At 37.9% G+C, this 25,874-nt stretch carries 26 protein-coding genes and 1 tRNA gene; 18 read left to right on the top strand and 9 right to left on the bottom strand.

Annotated elements, in window-relative coordinates:
* Window positions 1-5: 5 nt before the first annotated feature.
* The 4 genes from SCI76_RS10270 to SCI76_RS10255 all read right to left on the bottom strand — a co-directional run bounded on the left by SCI76_RS10270 (window position 6) and on the right by SCI76_RS10255 (window position 2,145).
* Window positions 6-518 (bottom strand): YjcG family protein, encoded by a 513-nt coding sequence (locus tag SCI76_RS10270; RefSeq protein WP_013055455.1) that lies wholly within the window; start codon window positions 516-518, stop codon window positions 6-8.
* An 82-nt stretch (window positions 519-600) separates the two neighbouring features.
* The gene (locus SCI76_RS10265; protein WP_063248134.1) at window positions 601-1,326 is read right to left on the bottom strand and encodes an esterase family protein; all 726 of its coding nucleotides are present in this window, start codon (window positions 1,324-1,326) and stop codon (window positions 601-603) included.
* Between the two features lie 71 nt (window positions 1,327-1,397).
* A complete protein-coding gene (locus SCI76_RS10260; protein ID WP_080968680.1) occupies window positions 1,398-1,664 on the bottom strand; it encodes a hypothetical protein in 267 nt (88 codons plus the stop codon).
* 94 nt (window positions 1,665-1,758) lie between these two features.
* Complete coding sequence (locus SCI76_RS10255) at window positions 1,759-2,145, bottom strand: hypothetical protein (RefSeq protein ID WP_048020037.1); 387 nt, start codon at window positions 2,143-2,145, stop codon at window positions 1,759-1,761.
* A gap of 172 nt (window positions 2,146-2,317) precedes the next feature.
* Between SCI76_RS10255 and SCI76_RS10250 the strand changes: the two genes are divergently transcribed.
* Window positions 2,318-2,854: a phosphatidylglycerophosphatase A gene (locus tag SCI76_RS10250; RefSeq protein ID WP_028412335.1), complete on the top strand. Its 537-nt coding sequence runs from the start codon at window positions 2,318-2,320 to the stop codon at window positions 2,852-2,854.
* Window positions 2,855-2,979: 125 nt separating this feature from the next.
* Here SCI76_RS10250 and SCI76_RS10245 read toward each other — a convergent pair whose 3' ends face one another.
* Both SCI76_RS10245 and SCI76_RS10240 read right to left on the bottom strand, forming a co-directional pair.
* Window positions 2,980-3,459 (bottom strand): GNAT family N-acetyltransferase, encoded by a 480-nt coding sequence (locus SCI76_RS10245; protein ID WP_028412334.1) that lies wholly within the window; start codon window positions 3,457-3,459, stop codon window positions 2,980-2,982.
* Between the two features lie 169 nt (window positions 3,460-3,628).
* On the bottom strand, window positions 3,629-4,474 hold the full coding sequence (locus SCI76_RS10240; RefSeq protein ID WP_014461544.1) for a MurR/RpiR family transcriptional regulator: 846 nt from the start codon (window positions 4,472-4,474) through the stop codon (window positions 3,629-3,631).
* Window positions 4,475-4,624: 150 nt separating this feature from the next.
* Here SCI76_RS10240 and gnd point away from each other — a divergent pair, with 150 nt between their 5' ends.
* From gnd to SCI76_RS10215, 5 genes are all read left to right on the top strand, one after another.
* Window positions 4,625-5,524, top strand: coding sequence for a phosphogluconate dehydrogenase (NAD(+)-dependent, decarboxylating) (gene gnd, locus SCI76_RS10235; protein WP_034269374.1), 900 nt, complete (start codon window positions 4,625-4,627; stop codon window positions 5,522-5,524).
* 25 nt (window positions 5,525-5,549) lie between these two features.
* Entirely contained in the window at window positions 5,550-7,091 is a 1,542-nt protein-coding gene (gene gntK / locus SCI76_RS10230) for a gluconokinase (protein WP_028412332.1), read from the top strand.
* 278 nt (window positions 7,092-7,369) lie between these two features.
* Window positions 7,370-8,896 (top strand): NCS1 family nucleobase:cation symporter-1, encoded by a 1,527-nt coding sequence (locus SCI76_RS10225; protein WP_033578068.1) that lies wholly within the window; start codon window positions 7,370-7,372, stop codon window positions 8,894-8,896.
* A gap of 269 nt (window positions 8,897-9,165) precedes the next feature.
* The gene (locus SCI76_RS10220) at window positions 9,166-10,494 is read left to right on the top strand and encodes a gluconate:H+ symporter (RefSeq protein ID WP_047751641.1); all 1,329 of its coding nucleotides are present in this window, start codon (window positions 9,166-9,168) and stop codon (window positions 10,492-10,494) included.
* A 154-nt stretch (window positions 10,495-10,648) separates the two neighbouring features.
* Window positions 10,649-11,260 (top strand): DUF1349 domain-containing protein, encoded by a 612-nt coding sequence (locus SCI76_RS10215; protein WP_048020040.1) that lies wholly within the window; start codon window positions 10,649-10,651, stop codon window positions 11,258-11,260.
* Between the two features lie 38 nt (window positions 11,261-11,298).
* Here the strand turns inward: SCI76_RS10215 and SCI76_RS10210 are convergent, their stop codons facing one another.
* Complete coding sequence (locus tag SCI76_RS10210) at window positions 11,299-11,919, bottom strand: YitT family protein (protein WP_048020041.1); 621 nt, start codon at window positions 11,917-11,919, stop codon at window positions 11,299-11,301.
* 172 nt (window positions 11,920-12,091) lie between these two features.
* Between SCI76_RS10210 and SCI76_RS10205 the strand changes: the two genes are divergently transcribed.
* A complete protein-coding gene (locus tag SCI76_RS10205; protein ID WP_034269385.1) occupies window positions 12,092-12,541 on the top strand; it encodes an Lrp/AsnC family transcriptional regulator in 450 nt (149 codons plus the stop codon).
* Between the two features lie 27 nt (window positions 12,542-12,568).
* On the opposite strand, the gene SCI76_RS10200 is transcribed toward SCI76_RS10205, so the two are convergent.
* The gene (locus SCI76_RS10200; RefSeq protein WP_048020042.1) at window positions 12,569-13,324 is read right to left on the bottom strand and encodes an arylamine N-acetyltransferase; all 756 of its coding nucleotides are present in this window, start codon (window positions 13,322-13,324) and stop codon (window positions 12,569-12,571) included.
* A gap of 334 nt (window positions 13,325-13,658) precedes the next feature.
* Here SCI76_RS10200 and SCI76_RS10195 point away from each other — a divergent pair.
* From SCI76_RS10195 to SCI76_RS10185, 3 genes are all read left to right on the top strand, one after another.
* A tRNA-Val gene (locus tag SCI76_RS10195) sits at window positions 13,659-13,730 on the top strand.
* A 168-nt stretch (window positions 13,731-13,898) separates the two neighbouring features.
* On the top strand, window positions 13,899-15,344 hold the full coding sequence (locus SCI76_RS10190; protein ID WP_033578076.1) for a DEAD/DEAH box helicase: 1,446 nt from the start codon (window positions 13,899-13,901) through the stop codon (window positions 15,342-15,344).
* Window positions 15,345-15,408: 64 nt separating this feature from the next.
* A complete protein-coding gene (locus SCI76_RS10185; RefSeq protein WP_033578077.1) occupies window positions 15,409-16,038 on the top strand; it encodes a copper homeostasis protein CutC in 630 nt (209 codons plus the stop codon).
* A 250-nt stretch (window positions 16,039-16,288) separates the two neighbouring features.
* On the opposite strand, the gene SCI76_RS10180 is transcribed toward SCI76_RS10185, so the two are convergent.
* A complete protein-coding gene (locus tag SCI76_RS10180) occupies window positions 16,289-17,680 on the bottom strand; it encodes an amino acid permease (RefSeq protein WP_048020043.1) in 1,392 nt (463 codons plus the stop codon).
* A 446-nt stretch (window positions 17,681-18,126) separates the two neighbouring features.
* Between SCI76_RS10180 and SCI76_RS10175 the strand changes: the two genes are divergently transcribed.
* From SCI76_RS10175 to SCI76_RS10140, 8 genes are all read left to right on the top strand, one after another.
* Complete coding sequence (locus SCI76_RS10175; RefSeq protein ID WP_048020044.1) at window positions 18,127-18,465, top strand: general stress protein; 339 nt, start codon at window positions 18,127-18,129, stop codon at window positions 18,463-18,465.
* A 283-nt stretch (window positions 18,466-18,748) separates the two neighbouring features.
* The gene (locus tag SCI76_RS10170; protein WP_028412321.1) at window positions 18,749-19,471 is read left to right on the top strand and encodes an MBL fold metallo-hydrolase; all 723 of its coding nucleotides are present in this window, start codon (window positions 18,749-18,751) and stop codon (window positions 19,469-19,471) included.
* Between the two features lie 4 nt (window positions 19,472-19,475).
* The gene (locus tag SCI76_RS10165; protein WP_047751634.1) at window positions 19,476-20,054 is read left to right on the top strand and encodes a TetR/AcrR family transcriptional regulator; all 579 of its coding nucleotides are present in this window, start codon (window positions 19,476-19,478) and stop codon (window positions 20,052-20,054) included.
* 259 nt (window positions 20,055-20,313) lie between these two features.
* On the top strand, window positions 20,314-22,263 hold the full coding sequence (locus SCI76_RS10160; RefSeq protein ID WP_048020046.1) for a BglG family transcription antiterminator: 1,950 nt from the start codon (window positions 20,314-20,316) through the stop codon (window positions 22,261-22,263).
* A 159-nt stretch (window positions 22,264-22,422) separates the two neighbouring features.
* Complete coding sequence (locus SCI76_RS10155) at window positions 22,423-22,728, top strand: PTS sugar transporter subunit IIB (RefSeq protein WP_028412318.1); 306 nt, start codon at window positions 22,423-22,425, stop codon at window positions 22,726-22,728.
* A 13-nt stretch (window positions 22,729-22,741) separates the two neighbouring features.
* Complete coding sequence (gene celB, locus SCI76_RS10150; RefSeq protein ID WP_048020047.1) at window positions 22,742-24,100, top strand: PTS cellobiose transporter subunit IIC; 1,359 nt, start codon at window positions 22,742-22,744, stop codon at window positions 24,098-24,100.
* 13 nt (window positions 24,101-24,113) lie between these two features.
* Window positions 24,114-24,443: a PTS lactose/cellobiose transporter subunit IIA gene (locus tag SCI76_RS10145; RefSeq protein ID WP_028412316.1), complete on the top strand. Its 330-nt coding sequence runs from the start codon at window positions 24,114-24,116 to the stop codon at window positions 24,441-24,443.
* Window positions 24,440-25,768 (top strand): 6-phospho-beta-glucosidase, encoded by a 1,329-nt coding sequence (locus SCI76_RS10140; protein WP_048020048.1) that lies wholly within the window; start codon window positions 24,440-24,442, stop codon window positions 25,766-25,768. The genes SCI76_RS10145 and SCI76_RS10140 overlap by 4 nt, the downstream gene beginning before the upstream one ends.
* Window positions 25,769-25,874: the final 106 nt, after the last annotated feature.

Here is a 25,874-nt window from a genome sequence, read left to right as displayed (position 1 = left end):
GTATCTTATCCCTTTCCAAGACGAAATGTTTCAAACACAGTCCATGTTTCATTTTCAAGCTGGTACATTAAATGAAAGCGATCAACTGTTTCTTCATGAGCGACATCTACAAGCTTCAACTGGCTATACACATCTAAGTGCTCATCATCTGAAAGTCGTTGACCAATTGTAATATGTGGAATAAATGAATACTCAGTTGGCTGTTCGAGATTGCCTTCATGAAGTTTATTGTAAAGTGACGTCAGTTCTGGCTTTTGTTCCACTTTTAAGTAAATAACGTTATTGGCTGGTGAAAATGAGCTTACTTTCGTTACATTTAATGTAAATGGATTTGTTTCTTCGGCAATTTTACGCAAATTAGCCGCAATTTCATCAATTTGGTCTTCTGTAGCTTCAAAGACTTCTTTTAATGTAAGATGAGGCGGAATTAATGAATAGTGAGAATCATAGCGCTTTCGATAAGAATTCGCTACATCTTGCAATTTTTTAGATGGAAAAAGTACAACGCCAAATTTCATAAAAAATCCCTCCAAAGTAAGATCATAAAATATGTATAAAGCGAGCTTATTATAACAAATTTTCAAAAAATATGATATCTTTCTACTTCAACATATATTGAAGCGACCGCTTTACGTCTTTTTGCCAGTATTTCCACGTATGATTTCCATCAAATTCTTCGTAGAAAACAGAATATCCACGCTGCTTCATTTGTTCGTGCAACAGGCGGTTAGGCTCAATAAAGTTCAATATACCGTCTTGTGTTGTTTTGACATCCGTTTCTTCCGTTCCAATAACATGATACAAATCCAGAAGTGAAGGAGAAGCAAATGAGTTGACCGTTTGTAATACAGCATCGTTCACGAAAGGAGAATGCATAATTACTTTCCCGAACGTGTGAGGATACGCAATGGCCGTCAGCAGTGAAACTGTAGCAGCAAGCGAATCACCAATTAGAACACGAGATTTTCCCATTTGATATGTAGGATATGTTTTATCCAAAAATGGCACAAGTTCATGTGCTAAAAAGCGAATGTAAGCATCTACCTGCTTTCCTTCTGGATGATACTTATCGCGTCTGTCTTCCACGCTTTTATATGGAATTCCAACAAAAATAGTACGATCGATTTCTGACTCGTTCATTAAATCATCGATTAAACGAGGTGTACGTCCGTACATAACATAATCTTTTCCGTCTTGGGCGATAAGTAGAGAATATTTATAGAGCGTAGAATAGTTTGACGGCAAATAGACTAGTAACGTGACATCTTCTTGCAGTGCGTCACTATAAAAAGAAATTTCTTCTAACTTCCGCTTACTTTCTGACATGAATAATCGACTCCTATGCATTTGAATGAAAGCGTTACCTTTATTGTAACACATTTTCTGAAAATCGTTCTTTATTTTATTGTAACGAATTTTTTAGCGAATGACGAGAAAGAGGCATGCGTTGCTAAAAAAAGAGGTTGGGACGTAACGAAATGAATTTCATCCAAACATGAACAATCTGGATATATAATCTGGGCAGCTTGCTCGGCCGCAGTTGATTTCCGTGCAAGACTCCGCTTTCCGCGGGCGGCCGGTGAGCCTCCTCGTCGCTTGTGCTCCTGCGGGGTCTCACCTGTTCCGCTGTTTCCGAAGGAGTCTTCGACTTGCCCTCCAATCAACTGCTAGAAGGAATGAAACAGATAAAACCTGCGTCCACTTTAACAAAAAAACGAATCATCAATCAAACAGCTTGATTGATGATTCGTTTTTTTGTTAATCTAATTTTTTCATCTTTTTAAACATATCTTTTTCTGCTTGAGTGGCTTTTTTTAGCGGTTTTTTCGTATATTCCTCTTCTTTTTCATCAATCGAAACCAATTCTGTGTCATTTTTTACATAACTTCGGATATTGCGAGCACCGAAATAGCCGTTTACATCTTTCAAAATAGGCTTGTTTTCTTTTTGATCATAAAGAGTATATGAATTCTCTTCTTTAACGATAGCATAGTGATTTCCTGCGAGCAGAGCCACAGCTTCTTTTTCGCTTTTTCCAAAAGTAGACATGAGAAACAGAACGATTAAGATGATAAAGAAAAGGGCTGTTGCGCCAATGAAAAATAATAATAAGCCTCTGCTAAATTTACTTTGTTTTTCTTCCACAGTAGACAAACCTCCTGATTCGATAATTTTATTATAGCAAGTAAATGTAATGAGCGCCTAAAGAGATATGTGACGAGTTTATGAACTCAGGCGGATGAACAAAAAAGGTTTTTAGCGGCTCTCATCGAATTTAGTATAAAGAGAGACAACAACTTGAAAAGGAGAGAGAGACATGACAGCGAAAAAAATCCCAACGAGCAAAGAAGTAGCAAAGGCAACATTTAATTTGCTGGAAGAGCGTGGCGTAACAGTTTTGGATATTGCTGAAATTGTGTATGATTTACAGCTTCCTTATCATCCAGCTCTAACCATTCAGGAATGCGCTGAAAGCGTAGAGAGAGTACTGCAAAAGCGAGAAATTCAGCATGCCCTTCTAGTTGGAATCGAACTTGATAAGTTAGCTGAGCAAAATAAATTATCAGAACCTCTTCAAAGTATTGTAGAACAAGACGAAGGGTTGTTTGGCGTTGACGAAACGATTGCTTTAGGTGCCGTTTTAACCTATGGCAGTATCGCTGTTACGACCTTTGGCTATTTAGATAAAGTAAAAGTAGGTATTATTGAAAAGCTGGACTGTAAAAAAGAAAAAGGAGTTAATACCTTTTTAGATGATTTGGTAGCGAGCGTAGCTTCTAGTGCGGCAAGTCGTTTGGCTCACCGTCAGCGTGATGAACAAGAACAGCTGCAAGAAGGCAATCCGGCTACGTAATAAACTTCTTTTAGTATGTATATAAGCTGCGTAAATTAACGCGTTAAAATGATTTAGTCTTTTATTTGAATAACGGAGGCTAGGCACGTAGGAGATACGTGCCTAGCCTCCGTTAATGGAACGATTTATGGCTGTAGTGAAGTAGTCATAAGATAGCTTAAGTTTTCCAGTCCAAGACTTTCATAAAAAGCACGTGCTTTTTCGTTAAATGCCCATACGGTAAGCTGGAGGTCATTTGCTCCTTTTTGTACAGCCCACTGTTTCGTAGCAGAAAAAAGACCTTTTCCTACCCCATAATTTTGAAAGCCTTTTTTTACACCAAAATATTGGATGTATGCTGTGTAGGAAAGCGGAGCTAACGTGGTGGGAGGGTTATATTTTAATTCAACAACAGATGCTCCAATAATTTGATTTCGATATTGAGCTACAAGAATATCAATGGTTGCATAATAAAGGGTAGCTTGATATTGTTCTGGAGATAAAACAGCCATTTGGTTATCAAACATAGAAGGAAGCGCATTTGCGTGGAGTTCTAGTGATTCCCCTAATATTTTATTTACTTCTGTATAATCATCTAGTTTTGCAGTGCGATAGATAATATCCATACACACTTCACCTACTTTTTAAAAGTTGTGCTTTATCATATGTAGCAACTTAGAAAATGTTAAATGAGAATGAAAACCTGAAAATTTTAAGTGAAGAACCGCACTAAACAGAGCATATATTTTATGCTCTGTTTGATGTTGGAGTTGAAGAATATATAAGGGCGAAACATTAAATTCTAGTTTCAGCAATAGCATCGCGTACTTTTTCAAGCGAGTGTTTAGAGGTGTCTTTATTTGCAATCATTACATTAACATACAAAGCATCAATGAGGCTTAGCTGTCCAATTCTCGAGGCGAGAGCTTCAGATCGATATTCGGTTTCTTCTGAACTTGTATAAAGAGAAACGTCAACGTTTTGACTTAATGGAGATTTAGGAAAACCCGTGATCCCGATCGTTTTGGCGCCGTTCGCTTTTGCTGTATTTAAAATGTTCATCGTGTCTTTATTTGTTCCAGAATGAGAAATCACTACCGCTACATCTTGTTTCGTCAATTGAGAAGCGGACATAAGCTGGAAATGGGAATCGATAAATGCAAACGTTTTAATTCCTGTTCGCACAAATTTATGAAAAGCATCCATAGCCACGACTGAAGAGCCTCCCGTGCCATAAAATTGAACTTTATCGGCCTTCATTAAAAGTTTGACGGCTTTTTCAATAGCATTGCCCTCTAGTATTTGTAATGTATTCTCAAGCGTTCGCACGTTGGAGCGAAAGATTTTTTCAGCGATCGTTTTTTCATTATCCGTTTCAGCAATTTCCTCGTGAATTTGCTGAATAGGCGTCATAATTTCAGCAGCCAGCGCTATTTTCATCGCCTGATAGCCCTTGAAGCCAATTCGTTTGCAAAAGCGAAAGACTGTTGCATCAGCTACATTTAAATCGTCTGCTACTTCGTTAATGGTACTGTGAATAATTTGTTCCGGCTGTTCTAAAATATAATTTGCAATTTTTTTCTCTTTTTCACTGAATCTAGCATAGTGAGAACGAATTTTTCCTAAACAATTTTGCGTCATAACTGATGTTCCTTTCCACGAATTTAGTAGTAAAAAGAGTATAGCACAAAAATATGTGTGAAAAAAATTTTCTTGTAAACGATTGCAAAATGAAAAATAATTCGTATAATGGAGGTAATGTGAAATTTTTTTTCAAAGGGAGTTTGTAAAATGAAAATTGGATTAATCGGTTTAGGAAAAATGGGATATAATTTATCATTAAATTTAATGGACAATCATCATGAAGTTGTAGCTTATGATGTGAATAAAGAAGCGGTAGAAAAACTTTCAAATGAAGGAGCAGCTGGTGCCTTTACTATTGAAGAGTTAGTCAACGAACTGCCTGCTTCACCTAAAGTTGTATGGGTTATGGTTCCGGCTGGAGAAGTAACGGAAAATGTGATTACAGAACTAAAAGAACTTCTGTCAGAAGGAGATATTGTAATAGATGGAGGAAACTCTAATTATAAAGAATCTGTTCGACGTGCTCAGGATCTTCAGGAAAAAGGTATTTACTTCTTTGATGTAGGGACAAGCGGCGGAATGGAAGGTGCAAGAAACGGAGCATGTACAATGATTGGCGGAGATGCAGAAGCATTCCGTACAATTGAACCAATTTTTAGTGATATTTGCGTAGAAAATGGATTTATGTACGCAGGCAAAAGCGGAAGCGGTCACTTTTTAAAAATGGTTCATAATGGTGTAGAATATGGAATGATGCAATCCATTGCTGAAGGATTTGAAGTTCTGGAAAAAAGTCAGTTTGATTTCGACTATGAAGCCGTAGCGCGCGTTTGGAATAACGGATCTGTCGTTCGCTCTTGGTTAATGGAACTAACGGAAAATGCGTTTTCAAAAGATCCTAAACTAGATAGTATTAAAGGAGTCATGCAGTCTTCTGGTGAAGGGAAATGGACCGTAGAGACTGCCCTTGATCTTCAAACGGCAACTCCTGTTATTGCTTTATCGCTAATGATGCGCTATCGTTCATTAGAGGAAGATACATTTACAGGAAAAGTTGTAGCAGCACTTCGAAATGAATTCGGCGGTCACGGTGTTGTAAATAAGTAAAGTAGTAAAGTAGGGGGACAGCAGCATGAGCAAAAAATATGCAATAGGTGTAGATATCGGAACAACGAGTACAAAGTCTGTATTATTTTCAGTAGACGGTACAGTCATTGCTAACCATGGGATTGAGTATCCACTATACTCGCCTACGCCCGCGATGGCTGAGCAAGATCCTGAAGAAATTTTTCAAGCAGTTGTACGTACTATTCAAACGGTTGTAAAAACAAGCGATGTAAAACCTGAGGATATTTTATGCGTTTCATTCAGCTCAGCTATGCACAGTGTTATTGCCGTTGATCAGCAGGGAAAGCCGCTGACAAAATGTATTACGTGGGCCGATAATAGAAGTGCAGAATGGACGGAAAAAATTAAAAATGAATACAACGGCCATGAGATTTATTTACGTACAGGCACGCCTATTCACCCGATGTCGCCACTTTCCAAGCTAACATGGCTTTCTAATGAACAGCCTGAATTAGTGAAGGGAACACATAAGTTTATTTCAATTAAAGAATATGTATTCTTTAAGTTGTTTAACGAATATGTGATCGACTATTCGATTGCATCAGCAACAGGTTTATTTAATCTGAAAAACCTTGCGTGGGATGAAGAAGCATTAAAAGTAGCAGGTGTGACGACAGATCAGCTATCCACTCCTGTTTCAACTATGCATCAAGTGAAAGGGCTAAACACAGAGCTTGCAGTTGAGATGCACTTACTGCCGGATACGCCCTTTATTGTAGGTGCAAGCGATGGCGTATTATCAAACTTAGGTGTAAATGCGATTGAACCAGGCGTTGTTGCAGTAACAATTGGGACAAGCGGAGCTATTCGAGCAGTCACTGACAAGCCAGTAGTCGATCCTAAAGGTCGTATTTTCTGTTATGCGTTGACAGAAGACCACTGGGTAATTGGCGGCCCTGTAAATAACGGAGGCATGATTTTTAGATGGGCTCGTGATCAATTTGGAGCGTCGGAAGTCGAAACAGCTAAACGTCTTGGAAAAGATCCATATGAAGTATTAACAGATATTGCGGCTTTAGTGAAACCTGGAGCAGACGGCTTATTGTTTCATCCATACCTGTCAGGAGAGCGTGCGCCGCTTTGGGATGCAAATGCTAAAGGTTCGTTCTTTGGCCTAGGTTTGCATCATAAAAAAGAACATATGATTCGCGCCGTATTAGAAGGCGTTATTTTTAACTTGTATACGGTATTATTGGCACTTGAAGAGTTAATTGGAGAACCTACAAAAATTCAGGCAACAGGCGGATTTGCACGTTCCGCACTTTGGCGCCAAATGATGGCAGATATTTTTAACCAAGAAGTATCCGTGCCGGAAAGCTTTGAAAGTTCATGTCTAGGAGCAGTTATTCTTGGCTTATATAGCCTTGGCGAAGTCGACTCATTAAACGTTGTTTCCGATATGGTTGGAGCGACTAATCATCATTATCCAATCAAAGAAAACAGTGAAGTATATAAAGAGTTAACGACTATCTATATTCGTTTGGCTCGTTTATTTAAAGAAGAATACGAAAGCATTACGGCTTTTCAAAAAAAATACGTACATTAAGTTCAAAAATCATCGCTTGAAGCTTTCAGGCGATGATTTTTTGTGTGTTAGGTTATCTAACAACCAAAAGAGTTAACACTACACAATATATAAAAGTTCCCTCAAATAATGTTACAATTTGTCCAGTGTATCCCTGTTTCGCATTAAATATAATAAGGAATAACGTTAGTATTTATCACATACTAGAAGGAATCGTCACAAACGCCTTTATATTTCAGAAAATTCAAATAAAATTTGTTTTTTGAAATGAACTTATTTTATGAAAAGGGGTTTTATGGATGAAAACACAAATCGAGCAAGATGGAATTGTGACGCTCACAGATGAGACGCACAATCAGCTGAGCGGCAGCGATCTTTGGAATGAAGATTTACGTCCTACTACGATGAAAGAACATTCTTGGAAAGGAGTTAACTTTGCCACGCTTTGGATTGGGATGTGTCTGTGTATTCCAGCTTACACAATGGCGAGCGGAATGATGACGCTTGGAATGAACTGGTGGCAGGCAATTGGTACAATCTTTTTAGGAAATGTAATTGTTCTTATTCCTATTTTGCTTAATTCTCACGCTGGAACCAAGTTTGGCATTCCTTATCCGGTATTTGCCCGCCTGTGGTTTGGAGATAAAGGAGCACATATCCCAGCACTGGCTAGGGCTATTGTGGCTGCTGGATGGTTTGGAATTAATACATGGATTGGAACGGAAGCAATTGATACACTGCTAAGCGCTTCATTTTCATCTTGGAATGGTTTAGCTGGTCATACAGCCATTGTATTTGCTCTCTTTTGGCTTTTAAATGTAGGAGTGGCGTATAAAGGACCGCAAGCAATTAAAGTGTTAGGAGCGATTGCTGCTCCGGTTATTGGTATTTCAGCTATTATTCTTTTTATATGGGCTTATACAAACTCAGGAGGGTGGGGACCCATTTTATCTACGCCTTCTAAATTTACATCCACCGGAGAATTTCTAGCTGTATTTTTCCCTGCTTTAACCGGAGTCATTGCATTTTGGGCGACGCTCGCTTTGAACATTCCGGATTTTTGTCGATATGCTAGAAGCCAGAAATCCCAAATGGTTGCGCAAACCTTCTCCTTGCCGTTGACGATGAGTGTTTTTTCATTTATTGGAATTGCTGTTACCTCGGCAACCATCGTTATATTCGGAGAAGCTATTTGGGATCCAGTGGCGTTAGTAGCTAAATTCCCTCCGTTTATCATTTTCTTAGGAACAATCGTTATCGTGCTTTCTTCTTTAACGATTAATGTGGGAGCAAATATTGTGGCGCCGGCCCGTGCAATTGAGAATCTGAATCCAAAGAAAATCACGTTTGCGATGGGAGCGCTAGTAACCGGTATCTTTGCTATTTTGCTTCAGCCATGGTACATCATGTCTAATTTCGGGAATTATATCTTTGGATGGCTTGGAACATACGGAGCGCTGCTTGGTCCTATAGACGGCATCGCCATTGCTGACTACTGGCTTGTAAGAAGGAGACAGATGGCATTAAAGGATTTATACGAGGTAAACGGTCGCTATAGTTATTCAACTGGTTTTAATAAAAACGGTATTTATGCATTAGTAATTGGCGTGGCCATACCTGTTTTAGGCTTACTGATTCCTGGACTGCGCTTTTTATGGGATAATGCCTGGACATTTGGTCTATTCATTTCTATCATCGCCTATACGTATCTCATGAGAGGAGATAAAAGTGTATTAGCGCCGGGAGAATATGAAGAAATAACGTTAAAAACAAGCGAAAAACCAATTATCGACAGTCAAACCGCTGATCCCACCATCACTAAATAAATAAGATAAATCCAATCATTAACATGATTGGATTTTTTTATGAGTTGAAACTCTATGGAAGAAAATTGATAAAATTTTTTTGAGTTTTTTTATTGATTTAAGAATTTTTTTTTCATATAATTTAAGTAATAAAAAGATGAAATCGTTTTCTGATTTAATTAATGTAAACGATTTCGATAATTAAAACGTATTTTTTAAAAAATTAACAGGTTTAGAGCTTTTTTGCTACATAAAGAAAGCGTTTACTTAAGGGGAAGGTGGAAAGCAAGATGGATGCATACTTATTAGCTATTACGGTTGTCGCAATTGTTATTGTTATTGTAGGTGTTTCAGTTTTTAAATGGCATGCGTTTATCAGTTTAACGGTTGCGAGTTTGTTTTTAGCAATTGCTTCTGGGTTATCAATGGATAAAATTGTTGCCGCTTACGAAACGGGAGTGGGCGGTGTTTTAGGACACTTAGTAGGAATTTTAGCACTGGGAACAATTTTAGGTAAGCTGATGGCTGATTCAGGCGCTGGCATGCAGGTAGCAGATTATTTTGTAAGAATATTCGGTGTGAAAAGATTGCCGTGGGCAATGCTAGTAGCAGGTTTCATTATTGGTATTCCTGTTTTCTTCGAAGTAGGAATTTTAATCTTACTGCCTTTAGTTATTTCGATTCATAAAACAACAAAACAAAATATATTATTGATTGCTCTGCCAGTTATTGCAGGATTATCAATTGTTCACGGTCTCGTTCCTCCTCATCCGGGAGCGATGGCAGCTATTAGTATTTACGGAGCAAATACGGGGAAAGTGCTTTTATACGCGTTAATCATTTCAATTCCAGCAGCAGTTATCGCTGGACCAGTTTTTGCAAAATGGGTTAACAAACGAGTAATTCCAGAAGGAGAGCCGGATTTAATTCGTATCACGACAACATCTAAAAATCTTCCTGGTACAGGCGTTTCATTCTTTGTTATTTTACTTCCTGTTTTATTAATGGTTTTAGCAGCAATAGCGCCTATTATTAACGGATTGCCAAGCGGCGTAGTGAAGTTTGTAGAATTAATAGGAAGTCCATTAATTGCACTTTTAATTTCTTGTTTTGCAGCGTTTTACCTGCTTGGAAAACGTCAAGGTATGACAAAAGATGTGATTAAAAAACTAACGGAAGAATGCTTGCTTCCTGTAGGATCTATTGTCTTGATTATTGGTGCAGGCGGTGGCTTCAAACAAGTATTAATCGATAGTGGAGTAGGTACAACGATTGGTCAAATGTCTGAACATCTATCTCTATCACCACTTGTACTTGCATTTTTAATTGCTGGATTAATCCGTATCGCTACAGGTTCAGCAACAGTTGCATTAACAACAGCGGCGGGTATTGTTTCACCGATCATTGAGCACATGTCTGGTGTTAATTTAGAACTTCTGGTTATTGTTACGGGCGCGGGTTCACTAATGTTCTCTCACGTTAATGATGCTGGATTCTGGATGGTGAAGGAGTATTTAGGATTAACAGTAAAAGAAACGTTCAAAACATGGACTGTTCTGGAAACGCTTCTATCCTTTATTGCTTTTGCAGGAGCACTTATTCTAAATGCAATAATCTAAAAATAAGACTCTTTTACTCTATGTAAAAGAGTCTTATTTTTTTATGAAAGAAAAGAATTTACTAGAAAAATAATCAAAATATTTTATTTATTCGTTAAATTATGGCAAAATAGAAACAGAAGAACAATAGCTTCTAAGAAGGGAATGACAGAGAGTGAGTAATCAACTAGTATTTTTCACAAACTTTTCAGAAGGAAAATTAGATTCAGACGCTTCTTGGTATTGTCCACCAGCTCAATTTCAAATTGATACGGAAACGAATCGATTAGTGATTAAAACAGACGCTAAAACAGATTTTTGGCAGCGTACTCATTATGGTTTTGAAGCGGACAATGGACACTTTCTTTATCGTGAAGTAGAAGGCGACTTTGAAATCATGACAAAGGTGCATACATATCCAGTTAATCGCTACGATCAAGCAGGTCTCATGATTCGTGTATCAAAAGATACGTGGATCAAAACGTCAGTTGAATACAATCCCGATGGCCCTAACCAATTAGGAGCAGTCGTAACCAACCAGGGCTTCTCAGATTGGTCCAGTCAAAATTTTACTCAAAACAAATCAGCGCTTTATTTTAAAATTCAGCGCAAAAATGATGATTACACCGTTTGTTATTCAAGTGATGGAGATTCCTGGACTCAGCTCCGACTCGCTCACTTATTGCACTCATCCAAAGAACCTGTTCAAGTTGGGATTTACGCTTGTAGTCCTCAAGGAGAAGGATATGAGGCCCAATTTGATTTTATAAAAGTAGAAAAGCTTTAAACGAAAAACACGATTTAGTCACAGCTAAATCGTGTTTTTTATTTAGAGAGTACATTATCTAAAGGCTGTGTGGCAGCAGTGGGTGTCGATTGATTGTGTAAAGCAATTTTTTGTTTGAAATAGCTGATGACAAACCCTGTAATCGCAATGGACATAACAGAGAAAATTCCTTTTGAAAATCCAATTGAATACATGCTCGACAGCACGACGAGGAAATCAAATGAAAAATTCACTTTTCCAGGATCCCAACCGAATTTTCGCTGCGCGAATAACGCTAGAATATTAGCACCCCCAAGAGAAGCTCCGTTCATAAATAAAATGGATAAGCCAAGACCGGCAATTAGTCCGCCCGTAACAGCACCCATCAGGCTGGGAAGTGTAAAAGCAGGAAGCAAGTGATCGAGTGAAGTGAGAAGTGATAGCAAAGACACTGATCCTATAGTTGTGACGGTAAATTTCCATCCCATTTGAAAGAAGGAAAAGAGATAAAAAGGAATATTAATGAGAAAAAAAATCACCGCAAACGATAAAGGAAGGGCATATGACATGCTAAGAGACAGACCAGCTGTTCCCCCCGTCACTACGTGAGAGTGCCGCAAGATAAGAACACCAATACTTGCAATCGTACATCCAAGAATAATCCATAAAACTTTTTTCATAAATAAACCCCTTTGTTTGTTTTTTCGGAATTTTCATTTTCAATTATCTACTTTAATGATAGGATATTAAATAAAGAAAACACATGTATAAATGAAGGAAATAATACTTGTTCTGTTATCAACTTGAATAAAGATTTTATTTATTATATTCATTTTGAAAGGAAAGGTTTGTATGGATCAAATCGATGCACAATTATTGTCTATTTTGCAAAGAGACGGGCGTATGACGATTAGTGATTTATCAAAAAAGCTGGCTCTTAGCCGTCCAAGCGTATCAGAAAGGCTGCAGCGCCTTCAGGAACGAGGAGTGATACAGCGTTTCAGCGCTACGGTGTCTCCGAAAGCTTTAGGGAGAGATACACAGCTGTTTATTCAAGTAAGCGAATTAAAAAGAAAACCAGAGGAATTTGAAGACTTTATTGAGCAAAATGAAGATGTGCTTGAATGTCATCGCGTAACGGGACCGGTTTCTTATTTTATCAAAGCAGCCGTGTCTGGAATGGATGGACTTAGAATGCTCGTGGATGAACTGATTCCTTATGGAAATGTGAATACCTCAATTATTTTAAAGTCGCCTGTAGAAAACAGGATGATTACTCCTATACAAAAACCGACCCCATAAGAGGCCGGTTTTTTGTGTAAGGACATATTAATAAAACCCTTTGATAATATAAAAATGATTTTGCAAAATATCAGGAACTTCTTCTTCTGAAACGTTTCTTTTCGTCTTTTTTCCGCTGTCTGTTACAGTTAGTGTTTCACCAGAGAGGGTAATTCGCCCTGTAGGTGTTGCGATCGTAACAAGGCGTTTGTGTACAAACGGAGAATCAGCTGACGTTTGATTGAACTCACACATGGGAGTAAAGTCTGTCAGTTTCTTAGGAAGCGTAGACACACGGTACAGCGTTTTCCATACATCATCTTCCCATCGCTGCAAATCATACATATGCTCAGCAACGTTTGTCATACGATAAGAGCCGCTTACATCTCTTACTACTTCGCCATTTAAAGGCATTGGCTTGCGAACAGAATCTCCAAATCCAACGTCTACGATATAAGACTGATTTTCAACCGTCACAAGGTTTGTAGCGTGACTTCCTTCAATGGTCCACGTGCCATCGGTTTTTTTGACGGTAGCTGAAACGTACGAGACTTCATAACCGCTTTCTTTTAACAGCCAGCCAAATAAACCGTTTAATTCGTAGCAAAATCCTCCGCGCAAATTTACAATTACTTTTTGAAAGATCCGTTCTAAATCAATGATAATAGGAGTTTGAGACAAAACGTCTAAGTTCTCAAACGGAACATGAAGCATATGCTTGTTCTGTAAAGTAGCTAAGTTTTCATACGTTGGACTATCCGGTTTCTTAGCTAAAAACCGACTAAAATAATAATTAATATTCATCAAATACACCTCTTAGTGAATCATTTCTCTTTGTCTTTAAGCTTAGCAGAATATTCATGTAACAGCGTTTTTTCAATGGTTTCTTTGGAAGCAAATTCTTTCAATCTCAGCTTTTTGTTCTTTACTGACTTCTCTTAAAGGATTAGTGGCTAGAAAACATAGTAGACAGACAAAATCAAAATAAAATTCAGCGTGTGCTTTCATCCCGTCATGCTCCTTTATGGCATATTTTTAGTTTATCAAAAGTAAAGACGGTTCTTCCAACTTGGGGACTGTGGAAAAATAGTTGACAAAATTGGATAACTCTTTCTATAATATAGTCAATACATATCACGAGCGATTAGTTCAGTGGGAGAATACATCCTTGACAGGGATGGGGTCGGGGGTTCGAATCCCTCATCGCTCATACCAAAGCCGTTTTCTTATTAATAAGAGAGCGGCTTTTCTCTTTGGCTTAACAAACCAATGCTATATTAAATCTTGAGCGCGCATAGAAGAATTAAAGTATAATGAAACATAGTGCATCAGGTCATGATAAAGATAATCACTAATTTAAAATAAATGAGGGTACAAAATGAATCAAAGAAGTTTTAGTCAATATGGTCTTAGTGACAAGGTAGCTAAGGCGCTTTCTAGCCTGCAATACAATCATCCTACGGAAGTACAAAGTAAGGTGCTTCCCATTGCGCTAGAAGAAAGAGATGTGGTCGTGAAGTCTCAAACAGGAAGTGGAAAAACGGCTTCCTTCGGCATTCCACTGTGTGAATTAGTTAACTGGGAAGAAAATAAGCCCCAAGCCTTAGTGTTAACACCTACACGAGAGCTGGCTGCGCAGGTAAAAGAAGATATTACAAATATCGGCCGTTTTAAGCGAATTAAAGCAGCAGCTGTTTATGGAAAATCACCGTTTGCCAAGCAAAAAGTAGAATTAAAGCAAAAAACACATATTGTTGTAGGTACGCCTGGACGAGTGCTTGATCATATAGAAAAAGAAACGCTGGCATTAGAGAAAATTCGTTATTTGGTTATTGATGAAGCAGATGAAATGCTAAATATGGGTTTTATTGACCAAGTGGAAGCAATTATTCAACATCTTCCTAGTGAGCGTGTAACGATGCTTTTCTCGGCTACGCTTCCGGAAGATATTGAAGAACTGTCTCGCAAATATATGAAGAAGCCGGTTGATGTTGAAATCAAAGCGAACGGATTAACAACAAGCACGATTGACCATTCTGTTATAACAGTACAAAATGAAGGTAAATTTGAACTACTGAAAGACGTAACTACAGTAGAAAATCCGGACAGCTGCATCATTTTTTGCCGCACGCAAGAGCAGGTAAATACGCTGTTAGATGATTTAGATGATCTTGGATATCCTTGTGATAAAATTCATGGGGCAATGGTGCAAGAAGACCGTTTTGAGGTTATGAATGATTTCAAAAAAGGGAAATTCCGCTATTTAGTAGCAACAGATGTAGCTGCGAGAGGAATTGATATTGATAATATCACGCACGTTATTAACTATGACCTTCCGTTGGAAAAAGAAAGCTACGTTCACCGTACGGGAAGAACGGGACGTGCCGGTAAAAAAGGGAAGGCTATCACATTTGTAACGCCTTATGAAGAGAGAATGCTATCGGAAATTGAAGAATATATTGGTTTTTCGATTCCAGTATCTACTCCTCCTTCTAAAGAAGAAGTACAGCAGGCAGCATTCGCTTTTAATGAAAAAATTAATGAGCGTCCAGAAGTTAAAAAAGATAAAAGCGAGTCATTAAATAAAGACATTATGAAGCTGTACTTTAACGGCGGAAAGAAAAAGAAAATTCGAGCGGTCGATTTTGTAGGAACAATCGCAAAATTAGACGGAGTAACCGCAGACGATATTGGAATTATTACCATTCAAGAAAATGTCTCGTATGTAGAGATTCTGAATGGAAAAGGTCCCAAAGTGTTGCAAGCAATGAAAAACAAAACAATTAAAGGAAAGAAATTAAAAGTTCATAAAGCGATTAAATAATAAAGGAAAGTCCATCTTTTTAAAGATGGGCTTTATTTATACAGCCAATAAAGGAGTTGAAAGTATGAAGTACATAAAAGAAGCGTGTGTAGAAGGGTATGAGCAGGCAAAAAAAGCGGAAAAGCTAGGAGCAGACCGCATTGAATTATGTGACAATCTCAGTCAAGGAGGCACTACGCCAAGTTACGGCACCATTCAACATGCAAGTGAACATCTTGATACAGATATCAACGTGATTATTCGCCCAAGAAGCGGTGATTTTTTATATTCCGAAGCAGAATTTCAAATTATGAAAAAAGACGTTAAAGCATGTAAAGACCTTGGAGTAAACGGAGTAGTATTCGGCATATTAACAGAAAAAAATGAAATCGATCACGGACGGACTAAAGAATTAATAGCAGAAGCTCGTCCTTTAAGCGTTACGTTTCATATGGCATTTGATGAGATTAAAGATAAATACAAAGCCATTGATATACTTAGTGAAATGGGAGCAGACCGCATTTTGACCAAAGGTGGGAAAGGGTCTGCTTTGCAAAACTTGCAGGTGATCCGAGAACTGATCACATACGCCAATGACCGTCTTATTATTTTGCCCGGCGGAGGAATTCATGAAGGCAACGCAGATCGGGTTATAAAAGACACACAGGCAACTGAATTACACGGAACAAAAATTGTAGGAGATTTATCGGATTAAATAAAAGAGGCTGGGACAAAAGTATGTTAGTCAAAGTGAAAAACGAACCACTAATCAACATGTTTGATTGGTGGTTCGTTTTTTTGTGATGGTAAATATAGTTTTATGTGTTTCGTTTCTTCTAGCAGGTGATTGAAGGGCAAAGCGAAGCCTTGCACGGAAATCAACTGCGGTGTCATAAGCAGTCTAGCTCATCTATCTCCCTTGTTCATCTTTAGGTTGGATTCATTTCGTTATGTCTCAACCTCTTTTATTTTGATGTGTTTTCTTTTGCTGCTAAGCCGCTCGTCATTTTGGTACGCTGAAAGAAAAACGAACCTACGACGAGTAAAGCAATTAAAAGAGTTAAAAAGAACTGTGAACGCAATGAATCAATAAATGCCATGGCAATAAAGATACTAGTGATGGCAAGGATTGTAGCGTAAGTTAAGTAAGGAAATAACCACATTTTAATTTTTAATGCTTCAGGGTTTTCTTTTTCATATTTTTTTCTCATTTTAATTTGTGAAAATGCAATAACGAGGTACACAAGAAGGGCTACGCCGCCTGATGCATTCACTAAGAACAAAAAGATTTTATCTGGCGAAATATAGTTAAAGATGACGCTGATGTACGAAATAACTGTACATGCTAATATCGCGCTAACCGGTACGCCTTTTTTATTTAATTTTGAAAAGCTTTTTGGCGCATTACCATTTTGAGACATGGAAAACAGCATACGAGAGCTTGTATACAAACCAGAATTCAGACAAGAAAGGACAGCTGTTAAAATAATAAAGTTCATAATTTGAGCGGCTGCCGGTATGTTTACTAATTCAAGAATAGAGACAAATGGGCTTTTCATTAGGCTTGATGAATTCCACGGAAGAACGGTTACTAAAATAAAAATAGATCCTAAATAGAAAAATAAAATACGATAAATAACGGTATTGGTCGCAATGGTAATAGCTTTTTCAGGTTGAGAAGATTCACCTGCCGCGGTTGCAACAATTTCTGTTCCCATAAAGGAGAACATGACAAGGGCGATTCCTAAAAATACAGAGCTAATTCCATTCGGTAAAAAGCCGCCTTTATGCAAAAGATTGGAAGTGCCGGGAGAATCAATTCCTGGAATGAATCCACAAATAATAGCAATACCTAAAAGTAAAAAAAGAACGATACTGACAACTTTAATGAGAGAAAACCAATATTCAAATTCTCCGAAAGATTTAACAGAGTACAGGTTGGTCATCGTTAATAAAAAAGTAAGAGCCAGGCTGACTCCCCAAGACGGTAAAGACGGGAACCAGTATTGAATAATATTTGCACCTGCAATGGCTTCAACAGCAATAACGATAACCCAGAAAAACCAGTAGAGCCAGCCAATTGTGTAGCCGGCCCAAGGGCCTAATGCCTCTTTTGCATAAGTGGAAAACGAACCGCTGGAAGGATTTGCAGTAGACATTTCTCCAAGCATTCGCATGACTAAAATAACGAGTAAACCAGCAAATGCGTACGAAAAAATAGAGCCGGGTCCAGCGGTGTTAATGAGTGATCCGCTTCCAATAAACAATCCAGCGCCAATAATTCCTCCGAGAGAAATCATGGTGATATGCCGGATCTTTAACTCTTTTTTTAACTGTGGGTGTGGATGGCTGTTCATTTGTAACCTCCTATATAATCTGAATTTTTAGTTAATATGGAGAATTATATTATGTTATAAGGTGCAAGGACAGGATGTTGTTAGAAGTTCTTTCATATAAAAAACCGGATATGAATGGTTGCATTCATATCCGGCTTACTCTGACACAGACATTCATTATGCGTAGAAAGTACCTGATTAGCCCCTTTTTTCTTTATTATAATAAGCAATGCAGATGAATTTTTTATGAATGGTAGCTGAAAATAAGCTGAATGATTGTTTTAGATACGTTAATCAAAAGAGATATACATCCGATTAAAGGATAATATGGAATGATATTCAAACTCTCCGTAAAGCGCTAAATGCGGGTTTTCCTTTCTGAAAACGGGTATATATAGTAGTAAGAAGTTCATTCTTTTGCTAAGTATAAAAGAAAGATGTGCGATAGAAACAGGAGGTTATAAATAATGAAACATGTTGAAGTAGTAGAAAACGGAGCGAATATTAACGAAGCAGTTAATCAATTTGCAGATAAAGGTTTTGAGAAAAATGAAGTATACGTGTTTACCTATGACAAGGAAAATTCTAAAAATTTAACAGAAGTAACGGACACAAATATTATTCGACTATCTGAAGAAGGTCCTTTACATTCAGCAGCGAGTTTATTTTTAACAAGAGAAGATGAGCTTCGAACAAAAATGGCTGCGCTAGGTTTATCAAAAGACGAAACAAAAAAATATGAAGAAGAGTTAAAGAAAGGCAGTGCGATTGTAGTGGCTGCTACGGGAGAAAGAAAAGACGTTTAATTTTAATAGAGGCTAGGGCAAAAGTAGTTTAGTTAAAGTAAGATCCGAACGCGGTTGATTCTCTATCAAGAATCAGCCGCGTTCGGATTTTTTTGTGGGGACGGTGTAACATGTGATCTATACGAGCTTCTTTATTCCATTTGTTCGTCTTTAAATTCACTCGATTTCGTTATGTCTCACACTTTTTTTGTTTTTTCCAATATATGATTGATAAAACTAATGGTATTAGTTAAAATAAAAACTAATACCATTAGTTTTTATTTTGATAATAGGGGATGAGGAAATGAGAATAGTTCGTGAGAAAATGTTGTATCAATTGACGTTTTTGCCTCGATTTTTTCCAGTGAATTGTTATTTAGTCGAAGAGAAAGACAGTCTTACGTTAATTGATGCGGCTCTTCCTTACAGCGCGTCAGGTATTTTAAAAGCTGCAGATCAAATTGGAAAACCGATTACTCGAATTGTTTTTACTCATACTCATGAAGATCACATCGGAGCGATTGATAATGTGAAGAAAAGTTTGCCGAATGCTTCTGTTTACATGTCGCAAAGAGATTATCGATTATTTTCAGGAGACTTCACACTCAATTCTGAAGAACCTCAAAACCCAATCCGTGGAGGAATACCAAAACTAGGAAAGATTTCAACTAAAATTGATCATTTCATCGAAGAAGAGTCTTATATAGGCTCACTTGCTCCTATTTTTACACCTGGACATACACCTGGGTCTATGTCTTTTTTAGACCAGAGAACAAACGCATTAATTGCGGGAGATTCTTTCCAAGTGCGGGGAGGAGTTGCCGTATCAGGTCAGTTAAAACCGCTGTTTCCGTTTCCTGCTTTTGGAACGTGGAGCAAAGAGCTAGCGCTTAAAAGTGCAGAAAAGCTATATGAATTAAACCCGTCACTTCTTGCTGTTGGACACGGAAGAATGCTTTCTCAACCGCTAAAAATGATGGAAAAAGCAATACAACAAGCAAAAGTGAAAATAGAAAAGAGGAGATGAAAGGATGTCGCCACGACAAGGACTAGATTTCAAAAAGGTTATTCAAACAGGTGAAAATTTGGCTAATCGTGAAGGGTTTTATGCTGTTACAATTGCTTCATTAGCCAAAGAATTAGATGTTCGCCCTCCGTCTTTGTATAATCATATAAAAGGGTTAGAAGAGCTGCGCAAAGAACTGGCTTTAAGCGGACTGCAGCAGCTACACTATCTTCTAAAAAGTGCTGTTGAACATGCTTCTGCAGAAGACGCTGTTTATCAGCTAAGTAAAGCGTACGTTTCATTTGTAAGAAAGTCTCCTGGAATATACGAAGCAACGGCAACGGTGGCACCAACGATACAGGATGAAGAAGTACAAAAAGCATCTGATAACATCGTATTTTTAGTGCTGGAGGTGTTAAAACCGTATCATCTTCCAGAAAGTGAAGCCCTTCATGCTGTTAGAAGTCTCCGCAGCATTTTACATGGATTTTCTTCTTTGGAGCAAAAAGGGGGATTTGGAATGCCGTTGAGTACTGATGAGACACTAGATTTTTTAATTCGTACGTTTGTATTGGGGCTACACCGGTATGAACAGACCCCATAAATTTCATTAATGGCACTAAGCCTAACGCTTTAATGGAAATTGAAAAAAAACAGAAAGAATGATAGATTACAAATAAAGACATTTATTCCTATTGTTTTAGGGTTGTTACTGATGAAGCAGGCAAAACCTAAGCTGCAAGGACAGAAAAGGTAGTTTCTGTTTGTTGCTGTTTAGGTATTTTTTGCTTTTGTTTAAAATAACCAGCTCTTTTAATTTATTTTATAAAGGGGAAATCTTCTGAGAATGGAGAGAAACAAACATGCTTAATTCAAGAATGATCGTCATATTAAGAGAACTAATGTCCGTACAGTCTACATTATCAACCGTTACGAGCGAATATTTAGCAACAGTAAATCAGGTATCTTCTCGAACTATTCGAACGGATATAAAACAGTTAGATGACATTTTGTCTCAGTACGGGGCCAAAATTAAATCAGCTCGAGGGACGGGATATGAACTTAGCGTTTTAGATGAAAAACAATTTCATCAGCTATTAAAAGAACTTTCGGCTAATCAATTATTTGATTCAACTTCTATTCCAACCGTTCCTGATGACCGCGTGCATTATTTAATTAAAAGACTGCTGCTAGCAGACGAATATTTGAAGCTCGAAGATTTAGCAGACGAGTTATATATTAGCAAATCAACGGTTCAAAACGATTTAAGAGATGTTAAAAAACAGCTGTGTAAGTATGATATTCTTTTAGAAAAACGTCCTAACTATGGCTTGAAAGCTAAAGGGGACGAAATGAAAATGAGATTTTGTATATCTGAGTACATATTTAACCGAAAAGATAAAGAAGTAGATATGGTATACAATGAAATATCCATCCTGCCCCAAGAATCAATCTTAACGATTAAAGCCCACATTTTAAATCAAATAAAACGATACAATATTATGGTTTCAGATATTGGATTAAATAATTTAATCATTCATTTAGCAATAGCTTGTAAGCGAATACAAGAAGAAAATTTTATCTCTTTGTATTCAGAAGACTTGCTTGAAATTATGGAGCATAAAGAATATGAAGTAGCAGCTGAAATTGTGAGGGAAATTGAAAAGGCATTCAAGATTCGTTTTCCGAAATCAGAAACAGCGTATATCGCCATTCATTTGCTAGGTACAAAAATGCTCAACAGTAGCAATCATGAAGACAAAGAAGTGAAGCAGTTTATTGCTGCAAATATTTATGAATTAACAGCGGCTATATTAGAAGCAATTGAAAAAGAGCTTCATTTAGGAATTAGTGAAGATTCAGAGCTGATTCTTGGCATGAGTTTGCATTTGAAACCGGCTATCAACCGCTATAAATATGGAATGAATCTGCGAAACCCGATGCTTGAAGGAATTAAGAGTCATTACCCTCTTGCTTTTGAAGCTGGAATTATTGCCGGGAAGGTTTTAAAAAATCGCCTTGAAATTGACATGCATGAAACGGAAATTGGCTATTTAGCTTTACATATTGGAGGGGCCATTGAACGTCGGAAAATTATCAATCAGCCTAAGCGCTGTTTGATTGTATGCGCATCGGGAGTAGGGAGTGCCAAGCTATTATCATATAAGCTGCAGGCTACGTTTGGATTAAATCTTACTATTTTAGGAACAACTCAGTATTATAAGCTTCACCAAATGTCGCTGCACTCTTTAGATTTTATTGTTAGTACCATTCCAATTCCAGAGGATCTTCCTGTTCCTGTAGTACAAGTAAGTACAATTCTAGGAAACAATGATTTTAAAAAAATTGAATGTTTAATGAAGAATAAACCGCAGTCTTCGTTAGAATACACGAAAAAAGAATTAGTATATTTACAGCAAGAATTTCAAACAAGAGAAGAAGTGCTTCATTTTTTAGGAGAGAAATTAACTCATCTAGGACTAGTTCCTTTTCAATTTATAGAATCTGTTTTTGAAAGAGAAGCTGCATCCCCAACAAGTTTTGGCAATCTCGTTGCGATTCCGCATCCTATGGTTCCTCAAACCGATACGACGTTTTGGGCCATTTGCACGTTAAAAAAACCGATTATGTGGGAAGGGAATCTTGTGCAATTTATTTGTCTTTTAAGTGTAAAAGCGAATAATCAAGGCGATTTGCAGAAGATGTACAGTTTGTTGGTTCGCGTTGTGGATGACAAGCAGGTCGTGCAGCGCTTAGTAAAGTGCAAGGATTATGAGGAGTTTATAGAGGTATTTATGAAAAATATTAGATAAAAGAAGTCCAAGAGAGGGGCTTCTTCTTTTATCTGAATGTTCAAACATAATTTTTCCGTTACTAACGGAAAAAGGTTGTGTATAAATGTAAGCGCTTTTATTTTAAGATAAAACTATCAACAAAACAGATAGCAAAATAAAAAAACGGGGGAATGACAGATGAATATTCTATTATGTTGTGCAGCTGGAATGTCTACAAGTTTACTAGTAACAAAAATGGAAAAAAGTGCTCAGGACCAAAGCACGGAGTATAAAATTTGGGCAGTTCCTGGTGACTCTGTTCGCAACCATATTGATCAAGCAGATGTACTGTTATTAGGACCTCAAGTGCGCTACTTGCTGCCGCAGCTTAAGAAGCTAGGTGAAGAAAAAGGAGTGCCAGTTGACGTTATAAATCCTGTTCACTACGGAACGTGTAATGGAGAACAAGTGTTAAAATTTGCAGCTCAACTAGTTTCAAAATAGGAGTGTGGACTACATGAGCAAATTTAATAGTATGCTTGAAAGCAAAGTAATGCCTATCGCCGGAAAAATGGCAGGTCAACGTCATTTACAAGCACTTCGAGACGGTATTGTTCTAACAATGCCGCTCATTATTATCGGTTCCGTATTTTTAATACTATCGAATTTACCGATACCAGGTTACAACGACTTTATGGCAGGGATTTTCGGAAAAGAATGGGCCACAAAAATGGCGTATCCAGTTGGAGCTACATTCGATATTATGGCGCTGCTTGCTTGTTTCGGAATAGCCTATCGATTAGCTGAAAAATACGGGGTGGATGCTTTGTCCGCAGGTGCTATTTCACTTGCTGCCTTTTTACTTGCTACTCCGTATAAAGTGTCGTTTCTCCCAAGCGGCGCTAAAGAAGCTATTTTAGTAGACGGCGGAATTCCAACCGCTTTAATGGGAAGTAAAGGACTTTTCGTAGCAATGATTGTCGCGATTCTCTCTACGGAAATTTACAGATGGTTTATTCAAAAAGATATTGTCATCAAGATGCCTGATGGAGTTCCACCCGCTGTTGGAAAATCGTTTGCCGCTCTTATTCCTGGCTTCACGGTAATAGCATTTATTTGGATTTTACGTTTGTTAGTAGAACAAACGCATTTTGGAAGTCTGCATAATATCGTTGGAGAATTGCTTGGAAAGCCTTTAGGTGTGTTAGGCGGCAGTTTAGGCGGTACGCTAGTTGCCGAGCTTGTTATTATGCTCATGTGGTCTTGTGGACTTCATGGAGCGAATATTGTCGGTGGAATTATGGCTCCAATTTGGTATGGAGCTATGGATGAAAACAGAGTTGCATTTGCTAACCATGAAGCATTACCCAATATTTTCACACAGCAGTTCTTTGACATTTGGATTAATATCGGAGGCAGCGGAGCGACACTAGCTCTAGTCGTTGCCATGATTTTAAAAGCGCGCAGTCAACAAATGAAGCAGCTTGGTAAATTAGGAATAGGGCCAGCTCTTTTTAATATCAATGAGCCGATTATCTTTGGACTTCCGATGGTGATGAATCCAATGATGCTTATTCCGTTTATTATTACCCCTCTTGTGACGGTAGTAGCAACCTATATTGCCATGTCGACAGGACTGGTAGCAAAACCAGCAGGTATTGCGGTTCCTTGGACCATGCCTCCGATTATTTCTGGCTATTTGGCCACAGGAGGAAAATTATCGGGTGCAGTTATGCAAGCTATTAACATCGGCATTTCTGTTTGCATTTATTATCCTTTCTTTAGAATGTGGGATAAACAAAAATTCACTGAAGAACATGGTATACAGCCTGCAGTTGAAGGGGTACCAAGTGATACACAGAAAGATATTGTGTGAGGAGGGATAAAGAATGGAAAGCGTTCAAGAATATATTTTTAAATTAATCTTACACGGTGGAAACGGCAGAAGTTCAGCAATGGAAGCGATAGCGGCTGCCAAAAAGGGAGATTTTTCAGAAGCGCGTGAAAAGCTTACGCAAGCTGGGGAAGAATTAAATGCTGCTCATCATATCCAAACGTCGTTAATTCAAGGAGAAATTAGAGGGGATAGCACAGAAATTTCTCTGCTCATGATTCATGCTCAAGATCATTTAATGAATGCGATGACGGTAAAAGAAATGGCTACTGAATTTGTAGATTTATATGAAGCAATCAAAATTTCTGGGGGGATTACATTATGACAAAAGGTATTAAAATTGTAACGATTGGCGGAGGTTCAAGCTATACGCCTGAACTAATAGAAGGGTTTATTAAACGATATGATGAACTTCCAGTTCGAGAACTGTGGCTAGTAGACGTGGAAGAAGGAAAAGAAAAATTAGAGATTGTTGGAAATTTAGCGAAGAGAATGGTGAAAAAATCAGGTTTGCCAATCGAGGTTCATTTAACGTTAAATCGAAGAGAAGCACTAAAAGATGCGGATTTCGTAACAACTCAATTTCGCGTTGGCTTGTTAGATGCACGAGCGAAAGATGAAAGAATCCCGCTTAAATACGGGGTGCTCGGTCAAGAAACAAACGGACCGGGAGGATTATTTAAAGGACTTCGCACCATTCCCGTTATTTTAGATATTTGCCGTGACATTGAAGAGTTATGTCCAGAAGCTTGGCTGATTAACTTCACAAATCCTGCTGGCATGGTAACAGAAGCTGTGCTTCGCTATAGTAACATTAAAAAGATTGTAGGACTTTGTAATGTGCCAATCGGAATGGAAATGGGGATTGCTAAGCTGCTTGATGTAGACCACTCTCGCATTCGAATTGATTTTGCTGGTTTAAATCACATGGTCTACGGATTAGATGTATATGTAGATGGTGTAAGTGTCAAAGATCAAGTTATTGATTTATTGAGTGATCCAACTAACAGCAGCTTTGTGAAAAATGTAGCAGGACTTGGATGGGAGCCAGAATTCACAAAAGCGCTAAATGTGTTAACGTGTCCATATCACATGTACTATTACAAAACGCGTGAAATGGTAGAAAAAGAGCTTGTTAATTATGAAAAAGGTGAAACCAGAGCAGAAGTCGTGAAACAGTTGGAAAAAGAGCTGTTTGAACTGTACAAAGATCCTAACCTAGACATTAAACCGCCTCAATTAGAACAGCGCGGAGGTGCTTATTATAGTGATGCAGCGGTTCGATTGATTACATCCATTTATACGGATAAAGGCGATATTCAACCTGTAAACACAGTGAACAATGGCGCTATTGCAAGCATTCCAGCTGATTCTGCTGTAGAAGTAAGCTGTATCATTACAAAAGATGGTCCAAAGCCAATTTCAGTCGGCGATCTTCCCGTACCTGTCCGCGGTCTTGTTCAAACCATTAAGTCATTTGAGCGGATTGCAGCTGAAGCAGCAGTGACAGGAGATTATGACAAAGCTATTTTAGCATTAAGCATTAATCCTCTTGTTGCTTCTGATAAACTAGCTAAACAAATTGTCGATGAGATGTTAGAAGCTCATAAAGATTACTTGCCTCAATTTTTTAAAACGGTTCAAGCTTAAAGTCAAGCTGTTCGAATACAGTACGTATTCGAACAGCTTTTTTCTGTTTATACAGCTAGATTTCTGCCACCATCAATGTAACAATATAAAATAGAAACAGACAGCA

The sequence above is a fragment of the Priestia sp. HNGD-A6 genome (genome assembly GCF_045784335.1).
Taxonomy (GTDB): Bacteria; Bacillota; Bacilli; order Bacillales; family Bacillaceae_H; genus Priestia; species Priestia zanthoxyli.
The sequence above is the reverse complement of the archived record's forward strand: the minus strand, read 5'-3'. Positions and strand labels throughout refer to the sequence as shown.